This is a genomic window from Paenibacillus terrae HPL-003 (assembly GCF_000235585.1).
Classification (GTDB): Bacteria; Bacillota; Bacilli; order Paenibacillales; family Paenibacillaceae; genus Paenibacillus; species Paenibacillus terrae_B.
In genome coordinates, this window is record NC_016641.1 from 5,763,975 (window position 1) to 5,790,177 (window position 26,203).

The 26,203-nt window shown below is 45.4% G+C and carries 25 protein-coding genes and 2 pseudogenes; 2 read left to right on the plus strand and 25 right to left on the minus strand.

Going from position 1 to position 26,203, the window contains the following annotated elements:
• Nucleotides 1-49: 49 nt before the first annotated feature.
• The 19 genes from moaA to HPL003_RS25670 all read right to left on the minus strand — a co-directional run bounded on the left by moaA (nucleotide 50) and on the right by HPL003_RS25670 (nucleotide 19,496).
• Nucleotides 50-1,066 carry a GTP 3',8-cyclase MoaA gene (gene moaA, locus HPL003_RS25580; protein ID WP_014282703.1) on the minus strand — a complete coding sequence of 339 codons (1,017 nt, stop codon included), beginning with the start codon at nucleotides 1,064-1,066 and terminating at the stop codon, nucleotides 50-52.
• A gap of 37 nt (nucleotides 1,067-1,103) precedes the next feature.
• Entirely contained in the window at nucleotides 1,104-1,337 is a 234-nt protein-coding gene (gene moaD, locus HPL003_RS25585; protein ID WP_014282704.1) for a molybdopterin converting factor subunit 1, read from the minus strand.
• The gene (locus HPL003_RS25590) at nucleotides 1,330-1,773 is read right to left on the minus strand and encodes a molybdenum cofactor biosynthesis protein MoaE (protein ID WP_014282705.1); all 444 of its coding nucleotides are present in this window, start codon (nucleotides 1,771-1,773) and stop codon (nucleotides 1,330-1,332) included. Before HPL003_RS25590 ends, moaD begins: the two co-directional genes overlap by 8 nt.
• Nucleotides 1,774-1,863: 90 nt before the next feature.
• Nucleotides 1,864-2,883 carry a ThiF family adenylyltransferase gene (locus HPL003_RS25595; RefSeq protein ID WP_014282706.1) on the minus strand — a complete coding sequence of 340 codons (1,020 nt, stop codon included), beginning with the start codon at nucleotides 2,881-2,883 and terminating at the stop codon, nucleotides 1,864-1,866.
• A gap of 63 nt (nucleotides 2,884-2,946) precedes the next feature.
• On the minus strand, nucleotides 2,947-4,161 hold the full coding sequence (locus HPL003_RS25600) for a nitrate/nitrite transporter (protein ID WP_014282707.1): 1,215 nt from the start codon (nucleotides 4,159-4,161) through the stop codon (nucleotides 2,947-2,949).
• A 167-nt stretch (nucleotides 4,162-4,328) separates the two neighbouring features.
• Complete coding sequence (locus tag HPL003_RS25605; protein WP_014282708.1) at nucleotides 4,329-4,856, minus strand: hemerythrin domain-containing protein; 528 nt, start codon at nucleotides 4,854-4,856, stop codon at nucleotides 4,329-4,331.
• 22 nt (nucleotides 4,857-4,878) lie between these two features.
• Complete coding sequence (locus HPL003_RS25610; protein WP_043922938.1) at nucleotides 4,879-5,526, minus strand: response regulator transcription factor; 648 nt, start codon at nucleotides 5,524-5,526, stop codon at nucleotides 4,879-4,881.
• Between the two features lie 7 nt (nucleotides 5,527-5,533).
• Nucleotides 5,534-6,598: an ATP-binding protein gene (locus tag HPL003_RS25615; RefSeq protein ID WP_014282710.1), complete on the minus strand. Its 1,065-nt coding sequence runs from the start codon at nucleotides 6,596-6,598 to the stop codon at nucleotides 5,534-5,536.
• A gap of 1 nt (nucleotide 6,599) precedes the next feature.
• Nucleotides 6,600-7,052 carry a GAF domain-containing protein gene (locus tag HPL003_RS25620; RefSeq protein WP_043922503.1) on the minus strand — a complete coding sequence of 151 codons (453 nt, stop codon included), beginning with the start codon at nucleotides 7,050-7,052 and terminating at the stop codon, nucleotides 6,600-6,602.
• A 45-nt stretch (nucleotides 7,053-7,097) separates the two neighbouring features.
• Nucleotides 7,098-7,781, minus strand: a complete 684-nt coding sequence (narI, locus tag HPL003_RS25625; RefSeq protein WP_043922504.1) for a respiratory nitrate reductase subunit gamma — start codon at nucleotides 7,779-7,781, stop codon at nucleotides 7,098-7,100.
• A complete protein-coding gene (gene narJ / locus HPL003_RS25630) occupies nucleotides 7,778-8,344 on the minus strand; it encodes a nitrate reductase molybdenum cofactor assembly chaperone (protein ID WP_014282713.1) in 567 nt (188 codons plus the stop codon). Before narJ ends, narI begins: the two co-directional genes overlap by 4 nt.
• Complete coding sequence (narH, locus tag HPL003_RS25635; RefSeq protein WP_014282714.1) at nucleotides 8,337-9,914, minus strand: nitrate reductase subunit beta; 1,578 nt, start codon at nucleotides 9,912-9,914, stop codon at nucleotides 8,337-8,339. Before narH ends, narJ begins: the two co-directional genes overlap by 8 nt.
• On the minus strand, nucleotides 9,904-13,578 hold the full coding sequence (locus tag HPL003_RS25640) for a nitrate reductase subunit alpha (protein WP_014282715.1): 3,675 nt from the start codon (nucleotides 13,576-13,578) through the stop codon (nucleotides 9,904-9,906). The genes narH and HPL003_RS25640 overlap by 11 nt, the downstream gene beginning before the upstream one ends.
• 198 nt (nucleotides 13,579-13,776) lie before the next feature.
• Nucleotides 13,777-14,454 carry a molybdate ABC transporter permease subunit gene (modB, locus tag HPL003_RS25645; RefSeq protein WP_014282716.1) on the minus strand — a complete coding sequence of 226 codons (678 nt, stop codon included), beginning with the start codon at nucleotides 14,452-14,454 and terminating at the stop codon, nucleotides 13,777-13,779.
• A complete protein-coding gene (gene modA, locus HPL003_RS25650) occupies nucleotides 14,451-15,302 on the minus strand; it encodes a molybdate ABC transporter substrate-binding protein (protein ID WP_014282717.1) in 852 nt (283 codons plus the stop codon). The genes modB and modA overlap by 4 nt, the downstream gene beginning before the upstream one ends.
• 31 nt (nucleotides 15,303-15,333) lie before the next feature.
• The gene (gene ric, locus HPL003_RS25655; RefSeq protein WP_014282718.1) at nucleotides 15,334-16,053 is read right to left on the minus strand and encodes an iron-sulfur cluster repair di-iron protein; all 720 of its coding nucleotides are present in this window, start codon (nucleotides 16,051-16,053) and stop codon (nucleotides 15,334-15,336) included.
• A 117-nt stretch (nucleotides 16,054-16,170) separates the two neighbouring features.
• On the minus strand, nucleotides 16,171-17,589 hold the full coding sequence (gene hemY / locus HPL003_RS25660; RefSeq protein WP_014282719.1) for a protoporphyrinogen oxidase: 1,419 nt from the start codon (nucleotides 17,587-17,589) through the stop codon (nucleotides 16,171-16,173).
• On the minus strand, nucleotides 17,586-18,692 hold the full coding sequence (locus tag HPL003_RS25665) for a TIGR04053 family radical SAM/SPASM domain-containing protein (protein WP_014282720.1): 1,107 nt from the start codon (nucleotides 18,690-18,692) through the stop codon (nucleotides 17,586-17,588). Before HPL003_RS25665 ends, hemY begins: the two co-directional genes overlap by 4 nt.
• Nucleotides 18,693-18,707: 15 nt before the next feature.
• Nucleotides 18,708-19,496: a YwiC-like family protein gene (locus HPL003_RS25670; RefSeq protein ID WP_014282721.1), complete on the minus strand. Its 789-nt coding sequence runs from the start codon at nucleotides 19,494-19,496 to the stop codon at nucleotides 18,708-18,710.
• Nucleotides 19,497-19,664: 168 nt separating this feature from the next.
• On the opposite strand from HPL003_RS25670, the gene HPL003_RS25675 reads away from it, so the two are divergent.
• Nucleotides 19,665-20,099, plus strand: coding sequence for a hypothetical protein (locus tag HPL003_RS25675; RefSeq protein WP_014282722.1), 435 nt, complete (start codon nucleotides 19,665-19,667; stop codon nucleotides 20,097-20,099).
• Between the two features lie 467 nt (nucleotides 20,100-20,566).
• On the opposite strand, the gene HPL003_RS25680 is transcribed toward HPL003_RS25675, so the two are convergent.
• A complete protein-coding gene (locus HPL003_RS25680; protein ID WP_014282723.1) occupies nucleotides 20,567-20,950 on the minus strand; it encodes a MetQ/NlpA family ABC transporter substrate-binding protein in 384 nt (127 codons plus the stop codon).
• 148 nt (nucleotides 20,951-21,098) lie between these two features.
• Here HPL003_RS25680 and HPL003_RS25685 point away from each other — a divergent pair.
• A pseudogene (locus tag HPL003_RS25685) lies at nucleotides 21,099-21,329 on the plus strand (YdhK family protein); the annotation flags it as partial.
• A gap of 98 nt (nucleotides 21,330-21,427) precedes the next feature.
• Here the strand turns inward: HPL003_RS25685 and HPL003_RS25690 are convergent.
• From HPL003_RS25690 to HPL003_RS25710, 5 genes and pseudogenes are all read right to left on the minus strand, one after another.
• Entirely contained in the window at nucleotides 21,428-23,527 is a 2,100-nt protein-coding gene (locus HPL003_RS25690; RefSeq protein ID WP_014282725.1) for a stalk domain-containing protein, read from the minus strand.
• 96 nt (nucleotides 23,528-23,623) lie between these two features.
• Nucleotides 23,624-24,139, minus strand: coding sequence for a methylated-DNA--[protein]-cysteine S-methyltransferase (locus HPL003_RS25695; RefSeq protein ID WP_014282726.1), 516 nt, complete (start codon nucleotides 24,137-24,139; stop codon nucleotides 23,624-23,626).
• Between the two features lie 45 nt (nucleotides 24,140-24,184).
• A complete protein-coding gene (locus tag HPL003_RS25700) occupies nucleotides 24,185-24,742 on the minus strand; it encodes a bifunctional transcriptional activator/DNA repair enzyme AdaA (RefSeq protein ID WP_014282727.1) in 558 nt (185 codons plus the stop codon).
• A gap of 33 nt (nucleotides 24,743-24,775) precedes the next feature.
• A pseudogene (locus tag HPL003_RS25705) lies at nucleotides 24,776-25,485 on the minus strand (isocitrate lyase/PEP mutase family protein).
• 290 nt (nucleotides 25,486-25,775) lie between these two features.
• Nucleotides 25,776-26,147 carry a hypothetical protein gene (locus HPL003_RS25710; RefSeq protein ID WP_014282728.1) on the minus strand — a complete coding sequence of 124 codons (372 nt, stop codon included), beginning with the start codon at nucleotides 26,145-26,147 and terminating at the stop codon, nucleotides 25,776-25,778.
• Nucleotides 26,148-26,203: the final 56 nt, after the last annotated feature.

Here is a 26,203-nt window from a genome sequence, read left to right on the forward strand (position 1 = left end):
TTTTGGGGCAGCTACAATAAATATAACGCATTTTTATGGTATAAAATGGTCAACCACCAATGTAGGACATGTTAATCTTTTTTCTATTTTTGGCTGCCTGTTCAGTACGTTCATCGGAATACCGATCTGTGCGTTGTTCCCATACTGGAGTAATCACATCGAGGAGTTCCTGGTCATTCGCTCCGTTACGAAGCATTTGGCGCAGATCAAATCCGCCTGAAGCAAACAAACACGTATAAAACTTGCCATCGGACGATAAGCGGGCACGCGTGCAGGACGAGCAAAACGATTCAGAAACCGAAGTAATAAAGCCAACCTGTGCATCGCTGTCTTTATAACGATAACGCTTTGCCACTTCTCCAAAGTAATCCCGGTCCACCGGCTCCAGCTCGTACGCATTCTTAAGTCGTTCAACGATTTCTTTTTTGGTTAGTACCTTTTTGAAGCTCCATCCGTTGTCATTACCTACATCCATAAACTCGATAAAGCGAAGGGTTATTCCCTGCTCCTTAAAATAAGCAGCCATCGGCAAAATCTCCGAGTCATTAACGCCTTTTTGAACGACCATATTGACCTTGATTTCAAAGCCGATTTCTCTTGCATATTTGATCTGCTTCAAAATAACATCAGGCTTAATCCCCCGCCCATTCAACCGCCCAAACAGCTCAGGGTCCAGAGCGTCCAGACTGACATTAAGCCGTCGTAGCCCCGCGTCATAGAGAGGCTTAGCCTGCTGTCCTAGCAGCACACCGTTGGTGGTCAAGCCGACATCTTCCACTCCGTCAATGGACAGGATTTGGGAGACCAGGTCGGGTAGATTCCTGCGCATTAATGGTTCGCCGCCCGTGAGTCGGATTTTTTTTACACCCAAGGATACAAAGAGCTTCGTCAGCCGGTGAATCTCTTCAAACGACAGACATTCATTTTGGGGAAGAAAGGCGTAATCGTCACCGAAAATTTCTTTGGGCATGCAATAGGAGCAGCGGAAATTGCAGCGGTCCGTAACCGATATACGCAGGTCACGAATCGGCCGCTGCAACGTGTCTTTCAGTGGATGAAAATTCATACGCCCCCTCCTTTCTAGTTGTTTAGCATCGTTATCATTAGCCGCCGCTGACTGGCGGAATAAAGGCTATAACGTCTCCATCCTGCACCACATCCGTGGGCAACGCGTACTCCTCGTTTAACGCAATTCGTACAGAACTGATTGGCACAGCTGGATATTGATCTGTTATCCAATTGTATAAGTCGCCTACAGTTTGGCCTGCTAAATCTGCCATTTCTTCGGCTTTTCCCGTCACCTCACGGAGTCCTGCAAAATAGTACAGCTTAATCATAAATGATCTCCTTCGGCTTTTTCCTTTGATTTCCGACCCACTGCGTTCCATCTTCCCAAATCTCTTGTTTCCATATTGGGACTATTTCTTTGATTCGTTCGATCGCATATTCATTCGCCTCATACGCATCCGAGCGGTGTGGTGAAGAAACGGCGATGACAACGGCAATATCACCGATTTGAAGCTCGCCAATCCGGTGTGCAATGGCCACTTTGGTCCCTATCCATTTTTCTTCGATTTCGCGACCAATTTCCGCGAGCTTTTTTTGAGCCATGGGTACGTAGGCCTCATAAGCGAGGTATAAGGTTCGTACACCTTCGGTCCACTCCCGGACGTGCCCTGTAAACACGGTCACTGCTCCCGCTTCCGGCCTTAGGACATAATCCGCATAAGTCTGCGGGACAATAGGCTCAGTCACGATTTCAAAAACACTCATCTTTTCCACCTTCCAGCCACCGTGCAAACCACTCTCTGATGACAAACTCTATCTAAATAACTTCTGCCTCTTATATCTACATTCTCATGTTCAGCCGAACAAATGATGATATAGCTTTTGTCCTTCGGCAATACTTCCAATACCGTGAATGAGAAGCCTTCCATTTTTGAATAAAATCATTCGATGCTTAAAAGCATAAAATTCAACGAAATAAGGGGTTCTTTTTACATTTTCAGCCATAAGTCTACCCATTTTCTCAGCATCATCGAGTGTAATCGGACGATTAGGGTCCGGAAGAACCTGCACGACATCCCGTCCACACAGCGCAGCATACGCCGAGCGACGCGGTGCAGTCAGTGTAGGAAATGCAGGATGTTCTCCACAGGTTGGACAATCCTGGTTACGGATGCGGGAAATCCCTATGTCCATCTGTGTGTTCTCCCAGATATCAAATAGATGAACCTTGCGGCGCATTTTATCACGTCTACCGGTCAGCCACTTCATGGCTTCTGCACATTGGAGGGCGGCTGTCGCCTGGACTGCGGGCGAAATGATTCCAGCCGTATCGCAGGTCTGATTGATCGCCGGCAGTGATGGCAGAAGGCAACGAAAACAGGCCGATTCGCCCGGTACGAAAGGAAAAACGACGCCCGTGCTTCCAACACAGGCTCCGTAAATCCATGGAATTCCGGTCTTCAGTGCGGCATCGTTTATAAGTAGACGGGTTTCAAAATTGTCCGTAGCATCCATCAACAACGTACTTTTGCCAGCAAGCTCTTGAACAAACTCGGCATCCAGGTTGTCGAGATATGTGTACAAACGTACGTCTTCTCGTATGGCTTTCAGTCTTTTTTCGGCAGCCATGACCTTGGGCAGCATTTCCGCAGCGTCCTGCTCCGTGAACAGCTGCTGACGTTGTAGATTCGACAGCTCCACATAATCCCGGTCGATAAGGTGAAGCTCCCCAACGCCCGCTCTTACCAGTGTTTCGGCAATGGCGGAACCCAGCGCCCCACAACCGATAATGGTGACGACAGCAGCGGACAGATTACGCTGCCCTTCGCCGCCGATGGGTCTAAATAAGATCTGTCTTGAATAACGTTCATTCATTACAATGTCCTCCTGGCGTTGAAGAACGGCCGACAATTTCGAGTTTTTTCCGGTGTCTTCCGGTTACTTTTGGATTTCTTTTTGTTTCTTAAAGTTGCCTTGCCCCACCGAATCGATCGCTTCGGTAGCCGCAGTTAAGCGTCCTTGATAATACAGCCACATAACAAGGATCAGGCTAGCCAGCGCCACTTGGGAGAGCAGCATGAATCCAATGGAGTAATGGCCAGTCGCGGCATGAATCGACGATAACAAGATTGGAGGGAAAAAGCCACCAAGGCCACCCATCATGGATACAATTCCGTTCGCTATGCCTGCCTGCTTATTAAAATAGAATGGAACCAGCTTGAAAATGACACCGTTCCCGACTCCCGCACATACAGCGATAGCCAGGCAGCCTACTGTATAAAGGGTGATCCCTGGTGAAAAAGCCAAAAGAATCGCAGCGACCGTATAAACGGCAAACGTACCTACCAGCAGGAACAGGGGCTGAAACCGATCCGCCAGCCACCCACCAATGGGGCGGAAGAATGTCGCAATCGCAATGAAGCCTGCTGTACGCATCCCTGCATCCACTTTAGTCAGCTCAAAATTTGATACCAGGAAATTCGGCAAGTACACCGTGAACGCTACAAATGAGCCAAACGTAATAAAATAAAAGAGCGAGAAAAACCAAAGCTTTTCATTTTTGTAAACCCCTTTGATCTGCTCCATAATCGGCGTTTTCACTTTAGTTTCATGACGGTCCCCAAAGAAGAAATTCAAAACAATAAAAACAAGCAATAAAATAAGGTACAGCTTGACTGTAAGTGCCCATCCTACCTGCGTCGCTACAATCGGAGCGGAGAAGGTAGTTACTGCTGTCCCCAGGTTCCCCACACCATAGATCCCGTTGACAAAGCCATGCTTTTCCTTCGGATAATACTTGGGCAGCGAAGTCACCCCAACCGAGAACACCGCTCCGCCAATCCCAAGGAACAAGCCACCGATAATTAAATCCATCATCGTGGAAGCTTCACTGATATAGTAGACCGGAAACAATAGCAAAATAAAGCTAACGAGAAAAACGATTCTTGCTCCGAAGATGTTGGCATAATAACCTAATGGAATGCGCAGAATCGATCCGAGCACGACCGGAATCGCCGTGACCATAGCCAATTTTCCGGATGGAATAGCAATATCCTCGGTAATGAACGGCATGAGGGAAGAAATGATAACCCATACACTAAATCCAAGGATCAAGTTCATTGTTTGTAGTGGCAACTGCAACTTTCTAATCATTTAACTCACCTTTTCCAACGTTTTTTCTGTCGAATTATTGTTTTTAATTTTCTGTCCCCATTGTAGCCGCTAGCCGATCTGTTCGAATATAGGGGAGTCCCCTTTACCTGACAGGGGACTCCCTGAAAATATAAAAAGCCGCTTCTATAAGAAGCGACTTGGTCTGTTTAAGAGATAAGCGTATTTAATTTGTCACATAACTTGGTCAGATCATTCCGATTGATCTGTTGCTCTGCCATAGGAAAAAGTACAGTTTCTTCTTTTATAAAATGTACAGTCAGCACTTCAAAGGCCTCTCCCGCGCTCTTGGCTGCCTCCTGAATGTCATCAAGCGTGAGCAAACTCAAATCGCCCTCCGTCTGATGAAGAAAATGACCGATATAGCCTTCTATTTCACGGTGCTCCTCCTGTATACCGACGAGCGGCCCCTGTTCAAAACCAATGTAGGTCCCTAGTAGAGAAAAGAAGTGTTCTTCTTCCTTTTCGGTATGTTTCTTGAGGGGTACCATAAAATCGATAATCTGCATTCTCAGCTTTTCCAGTTGCTTGCGGCCTTCTTCCAAATCTAGCGCTCTGTGCTCAAACCACAGTACAATGGCATGCCATTCATCCATCAGATAGGTTAGATATCGATGCTCATTTTCAAGAATACGCATGGCGGGTTTGGAAAAGCGCATTTTCTCATTTTCCGGCACGCGGATTTCCTCCAATCATCGGCTAAAAATCCAGCATTTTTTTCTTTAATGCATACTGGACCAGTTCAGGCCGGCTTCTTAAGTTCAACTTCTCCATGATTTTCGCTTTGTTCGCTTCCACCGTCTTGACAGAAATGAACAGCTTTTCGGCAACTTCCTTGTTACCGTAACCCTTTGCGACCAGAGGCAGAATCTCCAGCTCCCGCTTTGACAGGATTTCATACGGATCTTCTGTTTGTGACGTCGTATCTTTCTTGATGAACTCACGAACAAGAGAAGTGGCCATTTTAGGATGGATATAGGTCCCGCCCCCATGAATAGTTCGTATGGCAAGCAATAACTCCTCATCCGGTGCATTTTTCAAAACATATCCTGAAGCACCATTCTTCAAAATATGAAATAGATATTCTTCATCGTCATGCATGGTCAGAATCAGAATTTTAGTATCAGGATGGTCCTCTTTAATCTTGCCTGTGGCGATTAATCCACTTTCGCCTGGCGGCATGCTGAGGTCCATGATTAGAATATCCGGCCGATGTTTAGCTACCATCGTATACGCTTCAATGCCGTCAGCAGCCGTTCCGACAACCTCCATATCCGGTTGAAAGTTGAGAATCATGGAAAATCCGCTTCGTACAATCGCATGGTCATCTGCTAACACAATTTTGATCAAGTCTCTATTCCTCCTCATGTCCAATCGGGATTTGTAAAAAGACTTTGGTTCCTTGACCAACATTCGAAAGGACGCCAAAACTTCCGCCTACCAGCTCTGCTCGCTCCTGCATACCATATAAACCAAGTCCCGTTCCAATGGGCTTGCTCCCCTTTTCAAAACCAATCCCATCATCCTCTACAGTCAAACGAAGCGTATGATCGTGCTCAGACAAAGAAACCTTAACCATGTCTACCTGGGCATACTTCAAGGCATTGAGAACAGCCTCTTGGCAGACGCGGTAAATGACCGTTTCCTTTTCACTTCCATATCGCTTTTGGGGAAGATCCGACACAAATTCAACTACAAGACCAAAGCTTTGCTCGACCCTTTTAAAGTGGGAACGAAAGGCCGCTTCAAGCCCAAAATCATCAAGTGTAGCGGGGCGTAGTTCCACAGATAGGTTGCGGATATCATCCAGCAATCGCGTCATGGATGCTTCAGTCTGCTTCATGTTTTTGATGAGCTGTTCATCATTCGTCATGTATTTTAACACCCGTAGTTCAACAACCGCGCTCATCAATTCCTGGGCGACGCTGTCATGCAGTTCCCTGGAAAGCCGTTTACGCTCATTTTCCTGTGCTTCAATGACATGCTTCATCATTTTGTTTTGATACAATTTTTCCTGCGTCTGAAATTGCGGAGTCAAGTCTCTCAGCATCAACACCCTTGTTCCATGTTCAGAATCAATGGTGTGAAAAGAAGCGGCATAGGGGACCATTCCGTTGCTTTTTGTTTCCAGATAGACCTGAAAAGAAGCGAAATCCTTGGATTCTGGCATATTGAAATAACAATCAAGGCAGGTACGGGGCTCCGTTTCGCTTGTATAGCCCCTGCATGTTCCGCATAAAGCTCTGTCCTTCCCTTCATAGAGTTGAATGAGGACGTCATCGCCCACAATCTCCTCAGCTGCCGGATTCATGGCTAGGGTATTCCCCTGCCTATCAAAAAAGAAAATGGCTTCCGTACTGTTCTCAAACAACTTCACCATTAGCGCACTCAAAGAGCCAGTCCCTACAGACAATGTCAATTCATATCACTTCCTTCCCGTTCAACTCACCAATTCCCCTATGCGCCAAGGTTTCCAAATCACGCATCATGGCTTCGGTCATCAGCAGTTCTTCCCGAAATCCACCAAGCAGTACGCCTGCGACGCGAGCATCATTCCACAGGGGAACAGCCCCGAGACTCTTGAGCTTCTCGGATTGAACGATCGGATAGTTAAACAGGTTGTCTGCCCCCACATATTGATAAACAGATGGAATGAAAACGGATTTCCCGGTTTTAAACACGACTCCTGCTATGCCCTTTCCGGATTGTAGCACAATCCGCTTAAAGCGATCATTTAAATTACCGGCTGCATTTTTCCATTTAATTACGTATTGATATTCGGCCGGTTCAACAAGAGCAAGCGCCATGAAATCATAACCGAAATGTTCGCGAATTCGCTCAAGCTCCCTTTGATAATCCATCCTATTATTCATCGCTCTCTCCTAATAAAATTAGGAAAGAAGGCAGAGCCCGCTCTCCTAATTTGATTTATGTCTTCTGTAAAGGATATAACTTCTGCGCACATAATTCAACGGAACACTCCACACATGTACAAGCCGGGTAAACGGCCAGAATGCAAAAATCGCAAAGCCCATAAGTACATGAAGCTTGAAAGAGATCGGCACGTCTCTCATCAGTGTCGGGTCAACACGGAATATGAATAAACCGCGGAACCAGATCGAGATCGTCTCCCGATAATCGAATTCCGGCTGTACCGCATTCGTTACGAGAGTCGCAAACATCCCCATACATACAATAGCCAAAAGCAATACATTTACAATCAAATCAGATGCTGAACTTAAACGGCGCACATTGCGTATTGTAAAACGGCGAGAGGTGAGAATCAACATACCAAGGAACGTCATAGCTCCAAATATACCACCAACATAAACTGCTCCGATATGATACAGATGATCATTTACACCCAGTGCATGCATCCAGGTTTTTGGTATGCCCAGACCGGACACGTGACCGAAAAAAACCGGGATAATACCCAGGTGGAATAAGAGGCTTCCGATCATCAATTGTTTCTTTTCAATAAATTCACTTGATTTCGCTGTCCAGTTGAACTGGTCGTTTCTATAGCGGAAAATATGCCCTACAATAAAGACGACCACGCACATATAGGGGAAAATGACCCATAAAAACTGCTCTAGCATCATAGCGTGGCTGCCTCCTGTTCTACGCAAGCTTTAAGCGTTTCGCGCAGTCCCTTTACCAGATGAAAATACGGGCTTTTCATTTTTTCCAGCGCTTTAAGCAAATGATATGTGCCGTCTTCGAGGATCGCGATTGGCATGCGGAAGTTTTCTGTTGTCTTCGGATCTTGCGCCCATTCGGCGGCATATAGAAATTCACACATGAGCGGAAGATAATCTGGCAGCTCTCCATCCGGCATTTCAAGACCGTACATCTCATATAACACCTTTAACTTGACCAACATTTGTCCTCTTTCTTTGGCATCTTCGAATTTGAAGTAAGTCATATATAGTGCACAATTTTTTTGAAAATCAAAGGTTTCCGTATACATTTCCTGAATCTCTTCCATACTGAACTCTTGCATAAGGGACCAGTAGGTATTCGCATACGTATATGCCGGATGGTCCGGATCAAACGATGCTTCCAGAAAAGCCGGATGAAAATCCAGCTTTTCTGGGTACATGAGTTGCTGGGCGAAAAACCCGAATGATGGCTTGCATTCATACAGCTTCGCTACGTTAATCACGCCAAATACCCCCGTAGAAGTTTTCTTCATACATTTCTTTGCCAGTTTTCAAAGGTTCTTCCATCCCCATTGAACTTGCTAGACTACAGCCGTCGCATCCAGAGCCCGAGCCCATGTTTCCCAGGGTATCGCCGTAACCCGCAGATCCTTGAGCCCGGTAAGGATTCGAATATCCTTCTTTATGCGACGTCGGAATGACGAAACGATCCTCATACTTAGCAATCGCCAGAAGCCGATACATCTGCTCGGTCTGCCGCGGTGTCATGCCGATGCGCTCAAGACGGCTTTCATCAAAAGGTTGTCCTGTGGACTGGGCACGCATATAGGAGCGCATCATAGCCATTCGTTGCAAGGATTCCTTCACGGTTTGCGTGTCGCCCGCCGTCAGCATATTGGCAAGGTACTGAATAGGGGTACGCATCTCCTCGATAGCCGGAAAGATCATATCGGGATTCTCAATCGAGTCTTTCCCTTCAAAGTAATTCATGATCGGACTAAGTGGTGGCACATACCATACCATAGGTAATGTGCGGTATTCCGGATGAAGCGGGAATGCCAGCTTGTGCTCAATGGCAAGCTTGTAGACTGGCGAGTTCTGCGCTGCTTCAATCCAGTCCTCCGAGATACCGTCTTTTCTTGCTTGAGCAATCACTGCCGGATCACTTGGATCCATGAACAGGTCGCACTGCGCTTTATAAAGTTCCTTCTCATCCTGCGTAGAAGCGGCCTCAAGCACCCGATCCGCGTCATACAGCATAACACCGAGGTAGCGAATTCGTCCTGTACATGTCTCGGAGCAGACTGTCGGCAGGCCAGCTTCCACACGTGGGAAGCAGAAGGTACATTTTTCCGCTTTATTCGTCTGCCAGTTAAAGTACACTTTCTTGTATGGACAGCCCGTCATGCAATACCGCCAGCCGCGGCAGGCTTCCTGATCCACGAGCACGATGCCGTCCTCGTCCCGTTTGTACATGGCGCCCGAAGGACATGATGCGACACAGCTCGGATTTAGACAATGTTCGCAAAGCCGTGGGAGATAAACCATGAACGACTTCTCAAAGTTAAATTTAATCTCTTCTTCGATTTTCTGAATATTTGGATCAAGCGGACCGGTTACATGCGCACCCGCCAGGTCATCTTCCCAGTTTGGCCCCCACTCCAAATCCATTTTTTCACCCGTTACCGCAGAATGTGCGCGTGCCACAGGTGAGTGCTTCTGCTCGCCGGCATTGGTCAGCTGCTCATAATTGTAAGTCCAGGGCTCATAATAATCTTTCATTTCCGGCATGTCTGGATTGTAAAAAATCTTACCCAGTGCTATCTTGGACAGCTTGTTGCCTGACTTCAGTTCCAGTTTCCCTTTGCGCAGCTGCCAGCCACCTTTATATAGTTCCTGGTCTTCCCAGCGCTTCGGATAACCGATACCGGGTTTGGTTTCCACATTGTTGAACCACATATATTCCGCACCTTTGCGGTTCGTCCAGGTTGTTTTGCATGTCACGCTGCACGTATGGCAGCCAATACATTTGTCCAGGTTCATGACCATGGCAATTTGAGCTTTAATCTTCAAGCCAGTTAACCTCCTTCATTTTACGTACCGCAACGTACACATCACGCTGGTTGCCAATCGGACCATAATAGTTGAAACCATAACTAAGCTGAGCATATCCACCGACCATCTGGGTTGGTTTTAGATGAATTCTTGTTGGTGCGTTATGACTACCACCGCGTGTATCCGTGATTTCAGAGCCTGGCACTTGAATGTGCTTATCCTGAGCATGGTACATGAACATCGTCCCTCTTGGCATCCGATGGCTGACAACGGTCCGGGCGGTTACGACGCCATTACGGTTGTATACCTCTACCCAGTCATTGTCAGCAAGATCGTGCGCCTCTGCGTCTTCGTTGTTGATCCACACGGTAGGACCTCCACGAAACAGCGTAAGCATGTGCTGGTTATCCTGATAGGTGGAGTGAATATTCCATTTACCGTGCGGTGTCAGATAGCGGAGCACGAGTGAATCTTGTCCACCTTTTATTTCCCGATCACGAGGACCGAAGACCATCGGTGGCAGAGTCGGTTTGTAGATCGGCAATGATTCCCCAAACTGTTGGAAAATCTCATGATCAATATAGAAATGCTGTCTTCCCGTCAGAGTACGAAACGGAACGAGACGTTCAATATTCGTTGTAAATGGTGAATAGCGGCGTCCCTTCTTGTTCGATCCAGTGAATACTGGTGTCGGTATAACCTCCCGCGGCTGTGCCGTGATACTTTGGAAAGTGATCCTTTCCGCTGCCCGATCGGCCGAAATGTCTTTAAGTTCCACGCCGTGAAGCTCTTCTGCCTGCTCATAAGCCTTTTGCGACACCCGTCCATTAGTCGCGGATGAAAGGTGCAGAATAGCATTGGCTACTTGGCGAGCTGTCTGGATTTTGGGCAGCCCGTCTTTAATGGATTCGTCGTAATAAACTCCGTTCAACTTTTTCATTTCCTCATATTCGTCGGCTACGGAGAAGCTGACGCCATGCGCACCTGCTTTCCCACTCGTCAAATTCGGACCGAGTGAGATAAATTTATCGTGAATTTTAGTATAGTCACGTTCGATGATGCTGAAATTCGGCATGGTTTTACCCGGAGTCGCTTCAATCTCACCCTTCGTCCAATCCTTTACAAGACCCATCGGCTGTGAAATTTCGCCTATACTATCGTGTGCGAGCGGCGCAGTCACAAGGTCTTTATATATTCCTGGCAGGTACTCTTTTGCCATATCCGAAAAGACTTCCGAAAGCTGGCGGTAAATATCCCAGTCCGCACGGGATTCCCACAGTGGATTAACAGCCGGATTAAACGGATGCACGAAAGGATGCATGTCTGTTGACGACAAGTCTGTTTTTTCGTACCAGGTTGCCGCCGGAAGCACGATGTCCGCGTACAATGGAGTTGTTGTCATCCGAAAATCAAGTGCAACCATCAAATCAAGCTTTCCTTCTACATCTTCTCTCCAGACGATTTCCTCAGGTTTCTGTTCTTCGTTCGGTCGGGCAAGCAGGGCATCGGATGCTCCGAGTAAATGTTTCATGAAATACTCTTGTCCCTTCGCCGAACTGGAAATCAGATTGGATCTCCAAACAAAGAGTGAGCGCGGGAAGTTCTCGGCTGCTCCAGGATCTTCTACAGCGAAGCGTGTCTTACGAGATTTAATCTCTTCCACAGAATGATTGATGATGTCCTCGTTGGACTTTTTGCCTAATTGCGCTGCCTCTTCGGCGAACAGCAGACTGTTTTTATTAAACTGTGGATAAGAAGGCAGCCAACCCAGACGCGCTGCGAGCACGTTGTAGTCTGCTGGATGTCTGTAACTGACATCCCCGCCAATCGGTGACTTCAAGGTGTCTGTTCCACTTTCTTCATAACGCCACTGCTCGGTTGCAAAGTAGAAAAACGATGTAGCATTTTGCTGCCGAGCCGCCCCTTGCCAGTCTTTTGCAAAGGCAATCGTTGACCAGCCTTCGATTGGGCGGAGCTTTTCTTGACCAACATAATGCGCCCAGCCTCCACCGTTTACACCTTGGGAAGCAGTCAACACAACAAGATTCAAGATGGAACGATAGATGGTGTCACTATTGAACCAGTGGTTGATACCCGCACCCATAATAATCATGGAGCGCCCATTGGTATCGATAGCATTTTGAGCAAATTCCCGAGCAATCTGTACCACAACAGACGCCTTCACGCCTGTGATCTTCTCCTGCCAGGCAGGCGTATAATGCGAAGCTTCGTCGTAATAATTCTTGGCGTTATGAGGGCTGTCATTGCGTGCGACACCATACTGGCTCATCATCAAATCGTACACGGTTGCTACATAACGTTCCGAGCCATCTGCCAGACGTACTTTTTTGGCCGGAATTACACGTTTGAACGTTCCATTACCCGCGTTATCAAAATAAGGGAATACGACTTCTTCCCATTGCTCACCATGACCTTCCACAGTGAGCGCGGGCTCAACCTTTGTTCCGTCTTCCCGCTCCAGAATCAGGTTCCATTTCTTATCCTGCTCCCAGCGCTGTCCCATCGTACCGTTCGGGACCAGCATTTCCCCCGCCGCTTCGTCATATATGACCGGCTTCCAGTCCGCATGCTGCGAGACATCCCCAAGGTCACTTGCCCGTAGAAAACGTCCACCTTTCCAGGCTCCTTCGTGTGGATCAAGCAGAATCATAAACGGCATATCTGTATATTGTTTGGCATAGTTAATGAACATCGGTTCTTGACGCTCTTTGTAGAACTCATCCAGAATAACATGTGTCATAGCCTGGGCTACGGCAGCATCTGTGCCCGGATTTGGTGCGAGCCAGTTGTCAGCGAACTTCACATTTTCCGCCAAGTCGGGAGCCACCGATACGACCTTTGTTCCCTTATATCGTACTTCCGTCATAAAATGAGCGTCTGGCGTCCGGGTAAGTGGTACGTTCGATCCCCACATGATCAGGTAACCCGCATTGTACCAATCAGAAGATTCCGGTACATCCGTCTGCTCACCCCAAATTTGAGGAGATGAAGGCGGAAGGTCGGCATACCAGTCATAAAAACTCAACATCTGCCCACCGAGTAGCGAAATGAATCGGGCTCCCGAAGCGTAGCTTATCATTGACATCGCCGGAATTGGCGTAAAGCCCGCGATTCGGTCGGGACCGTACTTACGAATGGTATAGATGAGTTGCGCCGAGATCAGACGCAGGACATCGTCCCAAGCGACACGAACATGACCTCCTTTTCCGCGAGCTGATTTATACAGCTTGGCTTTCTCCGGGTCTTCCACAATGCTTGCCCATGCTTCCACCGGATTGGCATGTTCCTGGATAGCAGCTTGCCAAAGCCGCAATAGCTTGCCGCGCATATAAGGGTATTTCACGCGCAATGGACTGTATTCATACCAGGAAAATGTAGCGCCACGCGGGCATCCGCGCGGTTCAAACTCTGGCATGTCAACGCCACAGGAAGGATAATCTATCTGTTGATTCTCCCAAGTGATGATGCCGTTTTTCACAAAAACCTTCCAGCTACATGAACCCGTGCAGTTCACTCCGTGTGTCGTCCGAACCACTTTGTCGTGAGACCAACGCTGACGGTACACGTTTTCCCATTCTCTATTTTTTTCCTCAAGGATTGACCAATTTCCCGAATAGCTTTCGATCGGTTTAAAAAAGTTGAGGTTGTATTTTTTTTTCATCGATGACCAACGCTCCTTTTCAGAATGAAAAACTCCAAAGCAATTCAAGAGAGGATTTCATTCGGTTACTCCCATTATGTAATTCATCCATGTCCGTTCCCATTAGGGAATGTCCTATAGCGCTACAGGAAATCCCTCGTTCTATGGAAAGATACAAAAAAGCTTCCCTTTAGTAGAGGGAAGCTTTTTTTGAAGTGGTTAATTGTTTTTTTGCCCCGTTAACAGGAGCATGATAAAGGAAATGAGTATGATAGAGCATGTCCAGGCCCAGGCCATAGGAAGATGACCAGAATCCACCGCAACATAAATGGCTGTCGGAATGGTTTGTGTTTTACCCGGAATATTTCCGGCAATCATCAGCGTAGCACCAAATTCACCTAGACCGCGGGCAAAACCGAGTATAAAGGCAGCTTTAAAAGAAGGGAAAATTAAAGGAAAGGTGACATATCGGAAAACCTGCCATTCGTTTGCCCCCATCGAACGTCCCACATCTTCCAAGTCCCGGTCAACTGATGAAAATCCCATCCTCAGTGTCCGATAGACAAGAGGAAAAGCCACTACCACCGCTGCCACAACCCCAGCCCACCACGAGAATATAATAGGCTCGCCAAACCATTGCTCCACCAAACGTCCGAACCCACTTTTTCGTCCAAGTAATATTAACAGTAAAAATCCAACAACGGTCGGTGGGAGTACCAAGGGCAGCATAAGCACGGTTTCAACGACCGTTTTCCCTTTAAATAATCCTAAACGCGTCATTGACCATGCCGCAAACAAGCCTAATATGATCACCAGAACGCTGGATAACAGCGCAACCTGCAACGATAATCGGATAGGAGGCCAATATTCATTCCAATCTATAGCCTGCATGCTCACTTCGGTATAGTAAATCCATACTTAGTCATAATATTCAGAGATTCTTGTGATTGAAGATAGGCATAGAAGTCCTCGGCTTCTTGAGTGTGCTTTGAAGCTTTGATAATCCCGATCGGGTACTCAACAGATGAATAGGTTTTAGGGTCCACCTCAAAGGCAATTTTCGCCTTTTGCGAAGTCAACGCATCTGTTTTATAGACAAATCCGACATCAGCGTTGCCAGTCTCCACGTATTGCAGCACTTGTCTAACGTCTTTCGCTTGAACCAGCTTGCTCTGTAACACGTCCCATAGCTTCACGTTCGTCAGCGCTTCCTGTGCGTATTTGCCTGCAGGGACACTTTCAGGAATGCCTATCGCCACTTTCTTTACTTCTTCCTTGGTTAGATCATTTACACTCGCAATGTTCATCGTTCCATCTGTAGGGATAACCGCTACCAATTCGTTCGTCAGCCATGTTTTTTGTTTATCGCCCTCTATTAGCTGCTGATCTACGAGAGATTTCATGTTTTTCTTCGAAGCGGACAAAAACAGGTCTGATGGTGCTCCTTGCTCAATCTGCTTTTCCAGCGCACCAGAGCCACCAAAGTTGAAATTCAATTGGACATCTTTATGGGTTGACTCATACAAAGTCTGGATTTCTTTGAGTGCATCCGTTAAGCTTGCAGCTGCCGATACAGTCAACTCAACAGTTTGAGCCGTTTTCGAAGATGCCTGACTGGAAGACTCGGTCTGGACCGTGCTGCCAGCATTTGAAGCCGGTTGTTGCTCTGTACCACATCCTGAAAGTAATAGCACAATGGAAAAAACAAAAAAGAGAGCCTGGCTATGTTTAATAATTTTTTTCATTTTTGCTCGACTCCTTAAGCTTAGCCTATCATCATGTGATGGACTTTATTATGAGATGTGCCTGTCTCGTACGTTCGATTAATGTACAGTTCTCGAGAAGAATATGATTAAAAATATCTGCTTCCAGATCCTCTAGCCGCTTCAATACGAGTCGATGTGTGCCACAGGCTTCCTGTGCTGGCACAAAGCCGTTGGTTATCAAGCGGAGCTCCTTCAGCAACTCCACCACAGCCTGATGCTCGTCTTGCAGCTTGGATACATACGGATTCAGCGCGTTTGCTCCTTCCACTGTCGATTCCTGTAAAAACACTTGAATCATCGGAAACACAACGTTTTCCTCATTCTGAATATGGTCGGATAGCTCCTGTTTAAGCAGGGTAAAAAGCTCATTCACTCGCTGTAGATGCGGATACCGTTCGCCATGAACTCGCGTTAGTTTGGTTACATACGGCGTGAGCGCCGATAGTTCCTCGCGAAGCCTTGTATGATACGTATCCTGAATATAGGCGATTAGTTCTTTGGTTTCGAGTGAGGAAGGTTGCATTTGCTTATGTTGCGCCTGACTTTCCACCACTTCATGCACCTGCGCCAGCAGTTCACTAGCATTCAGCCCGCGGTTGGCTGCCGCTTCCCGGAGTGGTATTTTCCCGCCGCAACAAAAGTCAATCCGCAGTTTACGAAATAAGTCTCCCGTTTTGGGAACCTCTTTCACAATATCAGCCACCCATGTTTCTTCCGTTAACTGGATCATTTTCTACTCCCCTACCTTGCCTTTAAGTTATTGTATTGTTCATTTCAACTCTACCTCTCCTTTCAATCCGAACCCATTAGGGAGTTCCCTCTTCTAAAGCAGGAAACAGCCTGATCATTACAAAGCTGAGATCAGCTGTTCAGCAGCATCCTTCCCTTGAGCGACACAATCTGGAATTCCAACGCCTCCATAACCGGCACCACATAGAAATACATTTGGAAAATGCTGTGACAAATCATGTCTTACCTTTGCCATGTGCTCTTTGTGACCAATCGGATATTGTGGCATCGATTGATTACACCGACTAACTTCGACGAATTCCGGCTCCGCTTTCAAGCCCATTAAATCCTTCAAATCTTTACGCGCGGTATCCACAAGCTCATCATCCGTCATCTGCATCCATTCCTGTGCCCCTGCATGTCCGATATATGCCCGTAACAGCGTATATCCTTCAGGAGCGGTATGGCTCCACTTTGTCGAGGACCACGTACATGCTGTAATCCTTTTACCTTCCTTGCGCGGCACCAAAAATCCAGTTCCCTCAAAGGAAAGATTAAGCTCTGTATTTTTATAAGCAAGCGCAATATTGGCTACCGAAACGTAGTTGATCTTATTGAGCAAGCTAACACTTGTAATACTGGAAAATAATTTAGCCGCCTCGAAGGCTGGAACAGCGCAGATCACCGCATCTGCATCTATGACTTGTCCATGATCCAGGATGACCTGATAACCGTTCTCTTTTCTTACTTCAGCCACACCCTGTCCCATCTCAAAATGTACGGTATGCAGCCTCTCCTTTAACCGCTCCACGATGGTAGATAATCCTTGCCGATAGGAAAGAAACATGCTTTTCTTGGCGATCTCCGGCAATTGGTTAGACACACCCGTCTTTCGCCCCACTCCTTTAGCCATGCCTATAATCAGACTTCGATGCTTTTGCTCCATCTGCTTAAATTGAGGAAAGGTTGACATTAAGCTGAGAGAATACGTGTCACCTGCGTAAATTCCAGATAGCAGAGGCTCTGTAATCTGGTCCAAAACTTCTTTGCCAAGACGCCGCTTGATAAAATCTCCCAGAGATTCGTCCATATCACCTTGCTTTGCGGGAAGGATTAAATCCAGGGCTGCGCGCGCTTTTCCCAGTGGAGAGATCAACCCCGTCCGAATGAAGGGAGTTAACTTTGTTGGAATGCCTAAAATAAAGCCCATCGGCATGGTGTGCAGCTTGCCCTTATGCAAAATAGAGGCAGATTTGGCCTTCGGGTTTGTCGGCACCAGATCTGCTTCCAATCCCAATTCCATGGTCAGCTCCAGCATAGCCGTTTTTCTGGCCAGAAAAGCATCCGGTCCTTTTTCGATCATAAAATCATGATGACGAATGGTGTGCAGCTTTCCGCCTAGCCGGTCGCTTTTCTCAACCAGTGTAATCTCTACCTCCATTTGCTTCTCCTCAGCCAACTTCTGAACATAAAAGGCAGCACTTAAACCACTTATTCCTCCACCGAGAATAACGACTTTTTTAGAACTTTTTTTCATAAAAGCAATTTTCCTTCCTCAGCCCCAGAAGGCATATACGCACAATAGGGGTCACTCTCTAAATAATCTCCTGTTACTGCATAAGCCCTTGCTCTGGAGCCTCCGCAGACTGTATTGAATTCGCAGATTCCACATTTTCCTTTAAGCAGCGACTTATCTCTAAGATTGTTCATGATCGGAGAGTGCCGATAAATATGTGCCAGACTATCCTTTCGTACATTTCCGCATGCAAGGGGCAGGAAACCACTCGGATACACCTCGCCAATATGGCTGATAAAAACAAATCCATCTCCATCATTTACGCCTTTAGGGGCACGTCCTAAAACATCTGCCCTTTTTTGTTCGAACGTTGCACCGTTCTTACCTGCTCTGAGCTTTTCCTGCAGTACAACCCTTCGATAATGAGGTGCTTCTGTAGCCTTTACACCATAGGGCATCTGTTGTTGTATTTGATACAACCACTTCATTACTGCTTCATGCTCATCAGGAGTAATCATATCCTTCTCCATACCACGCCCGGTTGGAACAAGGAAAAACAAGCTCCATAGCACCGCCTGCATTTCCTTTACCTTCTCTGCAATCTGCTCCAGATCGTGAAGATTGTACCGGGACACCGTCGTGTTCACTTGAATAGGAATGTTCATTTCCTTCAAATAGCCGATTCCGCGCATGGTCGTAGCGTAAGAGCCCACAGTCCCCCGAAAATGATCGTGAATATCTGCACATGAACCATCCAGACTAAAAGCCCACCGTGATAAGCCAACTTGCTTGGCTTTTTCGACCGCTGCTCGTGTCACTTTTGGGGTGGCACTGGGAGTCAGGGAAACCGACAGCTTTTTCTCTTCAATGGCATATTGAGCCAACTCAAATAAATCAGGACGCGATAACGGATCTCCACCTGTGAAAACCACCAACGGATGATTCATTTCGGCGATTTGATCGATCAGTCGCTTGCCCTCTTCTAATGTCAACTGACGAGGGTCAGGCTTGTACTGGGCTTCCGCTCTACAATGGAGGCATTTTAAAGCACAAGCTCGCGTTACCTCCCAAATGACGATAAACGGATTTTCGCGATAATCTCGCGGTGTTTCCAAAGATATCATTGATGTCTCTCCTTTTTAGAAATATAAAAACAACACAGATACATAGAGCATCAATGAAAATCCAATTTCAACCATGCCAACTTGTTTTGCCTTTAATTCGAATTTAGGAAGCCATATCGCTCGTAATAATAAAATTAAAAAAGGAATAACCAAAAATACCTTTATCCAGGCAGCAAACAGCACAATGATCAGATGATAGAGGATAGAAGCATAATAGTAGCGTATATTTTTTCTTTCACGGATGATCGTTTTTACATAAAGAGCAGTTCCCGTAAAGTAAGCCACCAAAAGCAAAAATAGCTCCGTGGATATTCTCCAGTCCCCCGCCTCACCAATATGAATAACAGGGTAAATAAAAGAGCAAAAAAGTATAATCGCAGCAATGTCATTGAGCAAAGCACGTTCATTTTTCATTTTTGCATAGTACATATTAGCCACAAAAAAGAACAGCAGCAGAACTCCATACCAGATCAATCCAGGCTTTACCCATACCAGTGAAACTAAAAAGGGAAGTAGTATCGCTCCGTATACAACAACGGGTTTACGGTATCTTTCACGGTTACCTGTTTTGATCCATTGAAGGACAGGAAAACTGAATAAATAGATAAAAAACCAACACACGAATAGAGGTATATGAATGAATTCCCCTTGAGAAGCTGCTAAACCGAATAAAAATGGAAGAATGAGCATGGCCCAAGCTCCATGCTGATTGGGTATGTATCTACTAATCCCCTTCAAAATCTTGATCCTTTTTTCACAATGTGTATTATCTTTATGGCTTCGGTTAATCGATTCATCATCCATTCCCCCAAGATTAAATTTTTTACCCACTCTAATTCTAAGTGTTCTATTCAATTGAACCAATCAGGGAGTTCCCTTTTTCATATAGGGGAACAGCCTAGCGGGGAAAACGACGCTTTTTCCCTATGCTATACTGTACTAAAAAAGGGAACACAGAAAGGATGGACTGTTATGGTAGGACCTTCTTTACGTCAATTGCATGCTCATCATGCCATTCATCAAGGCGGGCTATCCGGCGCTCTAGATAAGACGAGAGAAGTAGAGGAATTGCTCAGAGCAAAAGAATTCAATGTGGCGCTCCAGGCCGCCGACCATTTGATCGAATATTGGGAAACGCGCATTCTCAGCCATGCTGATGCAGAAGAGGAAGGATTCTATCAGGAAAAGGTCGCGAATAAACCGGAGCTGCAGGAAGCCGTAGTTAAACTTACACGTGATCATGATCTGCTCCGAATCATTGTAAAAGAGCTCAAATCCGGGATCCGTGAAGTTGGGCTTACGCCTGAGGTTCTTCAGCAGTTCCACGCGCTCCTAGTTGTCAATGCCATTCATAGTCGGGAAGAAGAACGTCTGTTGTTTGAGGAGACGTCACGTTCCCAAGAGTAGCGTATACCGGGGATGGATGAATTGACGGATGACTAAAAGGGAATGTGCAGTATACGTGGGCCTTTTCTTTAACCATATCCATGGTTTCAATCCAGTTGCTGCCTTGTATCCAAATGGGCAAAGAGCCAATTTCTTTTCTCTACAAAAACGTGCCGAAGAAATAGTCCAGCGCTTTCTGCGAGTATCCGTCATCTCCTTGCCAAGTTGCTACTGCATTAAAATCATGGTTCCCGTTCCGTTTTGAGCATCACAATCCTGAACGGCTTCGAGCATTTTATGAAGTATAGCAATATCCTCATTTGGACAGAATCTTGTTAAAATTACAATCTCCGCAACTACTATAATTGGGCAGTAAGAATCTATTATATTCCAAATAAGTCTTTTTTTGCCAACACCCGTTAGATTCACTAAAAGATATTTTTTATCTTCATGACCGCAGCACCTGGGAAGCGAGCAGAGATTATGTGTTAAATCTTATAGCCTTCATAAGCCGGATTCGATTGGATGTACTTTTGGAATTCAGCCGAATGATAACCTTCAATGATGTCTTTGACGAATGGCTTGTCCTTGTTCTTGCTATCCACAGCGACCACGTTCGTGAACGGGTCTGTCATATTTTCAAGCTGTAATGCCGAGGTCAGCTTCATTCCATTCGAAACGGCAAAGTTCCCCTGAATAGCAGCAAAATCAACATCCTCCAGTGCGCGCGGGCCCTGTGCAGGGTCGGTCGCCACAAATTGCAAATGATGCGGATTAGAGGTAATGTCGTTCACCGATGTTTGCAGTGGGTCAATATTATCCTTTAACGTAATCCAGCCCACTTCTTTTAAAATATTCAGCGCACGTAGCATTTTTTCTTCATTTTGATTTCTCCCCTTAATCTCATCTGCTTTTTATTAAGTTAAAATGTTGCAGTCCAATCAAATTCCGAGTATTCTTATGTGTTTATAAATATTACAATGACTTTTTAATAACTGTCAACAACATGACACATCAGATATGAACCATTCCACTTCGAGTGAGCTTCCTGTCGGACTAAAAGAAGCTGAAAATCCTGCTTTCAAAGTTGGCAGCCAAGCGATCATCCGAGCTGACCATATGGCAGGCATGAGCGGTGCTACAGCCACGATTGTTGGGGCTTATACGACTACTGCTTATACGGTTTCATATACTCCAACCACTGGAGGGGAAAAAGTGACTAATCATAAATGGGTGACGGAGAGTGAGCTTTCAGCCAATTAGAACTCTTACATCACAGATTGCCTATGATAGCAAAAGGGAGCCTGATATCGGCTCCCTTTATACGGCTTTATTTTGTTTGGATAAACCTACTTCGCTAAATTCAGCTTAGCATCCTTGATATCATACAAGGTTCCTTTGTTACTATCTACGAGCTTTTTCATTTGTTTATTGGCCAGTCCGCTTGCAGGAACTATCGCATTAAAAGTAACGCCATTTTTCTGTAATTGTTCGTTTATTTCGTCCACTGAAAAACGGGCTTTACCCAACGCTGTATTTTTATCGTGAACAGGTGCATCTGTAATGAATATGATGGTTTTGGGATTAGATCTTTTGGAAAATTTACTTACAGCCAACTGAATGGCCTCCAGCCCGGATTCTTTCAAATCCCCGCCAGCAGAAGGACGTAACGTATTCAAATTTCCTTTTAACTTGCTCTTATCCGCTGTAAAATCAAAATACTCCAAATCTTTATCTGCTGTTAAATTAATGTCCCGAAATGCAACAACGGCAAATTGGGAGCCTGATGGAATCGAATCAACAAAGCCCTTAACCTTCTGTCTTACATAATCCAGCGTTCCTGTCATACTACTCGTAACATCAATAACGAATACGATATCAGAAGATTTGGTGATGGTACTGGATATATTGTTCAGTATGGCCGGATTCGATTGTGGCTCCGTGTTGGCCTCGTCTTCATCCATTAATTGTTCACTTTCATTTGTAGTTAAAACCTGTTGCGGGGCAAGAAAGATCACAACACTCTGAGCGGCAATATTCCACTTCACCTTGGCTCCCAGGGCCTCACTTACAAAGCGAATAGGAACCATCACTTTGCCGTTAATTAATCTCGGCGCCACATTGAGACGCACTAATTTACCATTGATATATGCATCTCTGGAGCCTACGGTTAACTTGATCGTTGTATTCCCTTTGGTCGCGGTAACGGTCTTCGTAGCACCATCCCATTTCACCTTCGCTCCAAGCGCCTCAAAAACAGCACGAAACGGCACCAGCATACTTCCGCTAATCGAAGTCGCAGGCTGCTCATATTGTTGCAGCTTCCCATCAATAAACACCAAAACCTGCCCAGATTTGTTATTGTTTACAGGAATAAATTGGGGCACAGACGCTGCCGAATTGCCTGACTGATCTATCATTTTAATATAAAAGTAGTAACCGCCCGTAGACAAGTTCAGGTTACTCAAAGAATAGTTAAATGTTGTTTCCGGATCGAACTGAATGCGTTTAACCAATTGCTCTTCCGAATTTTTTACCATAACGTAGGAAGTGTACGTGGGCTGAATATTTTTCATCTTCAAACGAACTGTAAATGAGGTACCCGAAGAATTGATCGTAAACGTACCCGGAAAGCTTTCTCCAGATGGGATAGACAAAGGAATTTCCGGTGATTCATCTACAGCTTGATCTTCTTTAGACTCGATAACGGGCTGCGTTACTTTCGGCTCATCAACAGATGGAGTAGCCTCTGGCTCACTAACCGTTGGAGTTACTTTAGGTTCGTCTGTGGATTGAGCCACCTTCGGCTCTTCTACAGGCTGCGTCGTCTCGATGATATCAGATATATTATAATAAAAATAAATTTTCGCTCCATCAGAAGGGGCTTGTGCTTTATCCTTAATCGTTACCGTCTTATTCACATAATCTACCATCAATTTAGAAGCAGGAATACTCGTCTCATATCCAACAGATTGGTTAATGATTAAGTTAACTTTAGCCCCCTGCTTAATGGTATGGTTCATCGTTATTTTAAAAGTACGATTCTCACCATTCCCTTCCGCAAGTGCTACCCCGGCCATATTTCCTTGAGTCCATTCCATGCCTGAACTTATAGGAATTACGATATGAAGTTCTGTCCCGGGCTCAGGTGCTTTTTTTGTTTCGGGAATGATGATTGCAGCGTTGCCATAATCAACGATATAATCCGTAGAAGGAATCTCCATCAGATTTTGATATAGACGAACAGGGGTATTCGATGGAATTGGATTACCACCATTAAATTGAAAAACACGCCTTGAACCATTACCATCCTCAAGTATAAATACGAGATCATTCCACTTTCTTGATGCTGAATCCGTGTCTGCATGCGCTCTTTCTGTTCCTACAGTAATCAAACCCATGAGCATCGTAGAAAACATAAATAAAAGTATAATCTTCCTGAACTTCATCCTTATTTCCCCTTTTTGAATTTTTCTTTTTGGTAAATCATAACATAAGGTTAGGTGAAGTCCATTCCATCTGATGACAATTATGGATATTGGGTCTTACTTTTTTAGCTGTTGTTCAATATTCATATGTAGCTCCTTGAATTGATTCTCATGCCGGAGCAACCATTCCTTTCTCCATAAGCCCCCCGCATAACCCGTTAGTTTCTGGTTTGAACCGATAATTCGGTGGCATGGAATCACGATACTCAGCTTGTTTTTCCCATTTGCGCTGCCTACAGCTCTAATGGCTTTTTCATTTCCAATCGAAAGGGCAATGTCTTTATAGGTCGCCGTTTCACCGTAGCCTACTTTTACCAAAGCATCCCATACACTTTTTTGAAAGTCTGTACCTTCAAAAGCATAAGGAAACGTAAACTTATAGCGCGTACCTTTAAAATACTCATCAAACTGACTAGCGCACGCCTCTAAAACGGGGTGTGAAGTCTCGTCCAGCATCCTGGTAGTTGATGTATTCCGATCAGAAAACATGATAGAACGGACAGCTTCATCTGTGCCCCATATTTCTATCTCTCCAATCGGGGACGCATAATTCAACAAATATAGCCTGCTCATAAAAGGATAACTACCTCCTGCGTCTATTAGATCTACAGCATCTATTCACCTATTCAGCTTCCTGTATTCACTAGGGGAACACTGTTTCAAACAGCGAAATGCCTTATAAAAATTCGATGGGCTTTGAAAGCCCGTCTCATAGCAAATCTCAAGATTGGTATGATCCGTGCTTTTAAGCAAATATGCTGCTTTATCTACTCTTATTTTTTCCAGATAGGTACGCGGGGTTTCTGAGGTTTCCTGTTTAAAGATTCGATCCAGATAAAAGGGGCTTACTCCAGCATAATCCGCAATATCCTGCAATACCAGTCTTTCCTTATAGTGATTGACCAGAAAGGTAACCACAGTCTGGACAAGCCTGATATACGGTGAATGATCAATATGAGGCTGACATCTTTTACAGGCCCGAAATCCCGCCTTTTCCACTGTGTCAATATCATCATAAAACTCAACATTTATTTTTTTAGGCTTTTTGGATCGACAGGAAGGTCGGCAGTATATTCGGGTTGTTTTCACTGCGGTAAAAAACAACCCGTCATATTTACGATCACACGCCATAATTTTCTCCCACATTTCTTCAAAAGAAAGATTGATTTCAGCCATGATCGAATATTCTGTCCTTTCTATAGCTCATCCTCACGCATATAAATGTGAAGTATCTTGCAGCTCTATCAGCTGCTCAGCGTTCTTTTGCAAAGCAACCATGATATGGTCCGAAAATGCATTACCAAAGCTAAACCGTTTAACTCCTAATTGCTGAAGCTTACTGACATTCGTCAGACTCGGCAAGGATAAAATATTAAGCGGAGCATGTACCTGATGTACCACTTCTCTGATCTCTTCGTCAACCTTTAACCCCGGAACAAAAATTCCACTCGCTCCACTCTCCACATACGCTTTTGCTCGTTCGATCGTTTCCAAAAGCGGGGTATCCTTTTGCAAATATGTATCCGTTCTCGCATTTATAAAAAAATCGTTAAATCCATGAGCATCCAGTGCTGTTTTAATGAATCTCCAATATTAATCCCTGCGACTCCCACATCTGCTGTCCTTACAACATGCTCGACAATCGTTGCCGTGTCCTCCCCATACCCTGCCTCTATATCTGCCGACACCGGAATCTGGACATGATCTGTGATCGTCCGAATAACCCCTATATGCTGGTCAAAATTAATAAGCTCCCCGTCGGAAAATCCAAGCGTATTCGCAATCCCCCAGCTCGTCGTTCCAATCGCCTGAAAGACTGCCTTTTCCAAAGCCAAAGCAGATAACAAGTCCCACGCATTCCCCAAAAACAAAAGTTCCTCTGATGTATGAAGTGCTTTAAATTGCTGTATTTTGTTCATAAATATAGCCTCCTGATATGGGATGTAACTCATTTTATCAAGAGGCTGTATTGGTTTCGTCCTCATTCTTGCGCTTATGGTCTGTAGAATCTATTTGCTCCAAATCCACCAAGCCAATTGAAAATGTTTTCAACAAAACAAGGTTATTCAAACGAAAACAAAAAGCCAGAGGCTCCATCATTCAAGTATGTAAGTCGCGTGTACAAATAGAAAGACTGCCCCGGAAGCCCGAAACTTGCAAGTTCCTAAAACAGTCTTGTAAAATGTTCCTTAAGTCGAAAGGGAGGTCGTTAGATCAAACGATAGCCGGATGGAAGTTTCCCGGTACTTCGGATATTACGGATTTGCTGCAACGTCAAACGTTGATTGGTAGAGACAAGAGATTCTACATCATTTCCACGAATCAGACCATCCAGGTCGGCGAAGCGGCGATTGCCTCTAAAGACTTGAAAATTACCTCTAAACCGCGTGCCGGTAAAGAGTACCAGTGTAGCATCACTGCTTGTAGAAAAGAAACGCAGGCTCTCTATACCATCGAGAACGGTATCCATATCGCGAATACCTAAATTTCCCGTATATACTCTGCTGGCCCCCCGAAAATTTTCTTCACTAAAGACGGTAAGGCGCGGATATGTTTGAGATACAAATGCTTTGCTGATCATGTTGTAATTCCTCCTTTCAATTCTAGCTTATGTTCACTGGAAGAATTGGTTTGGGC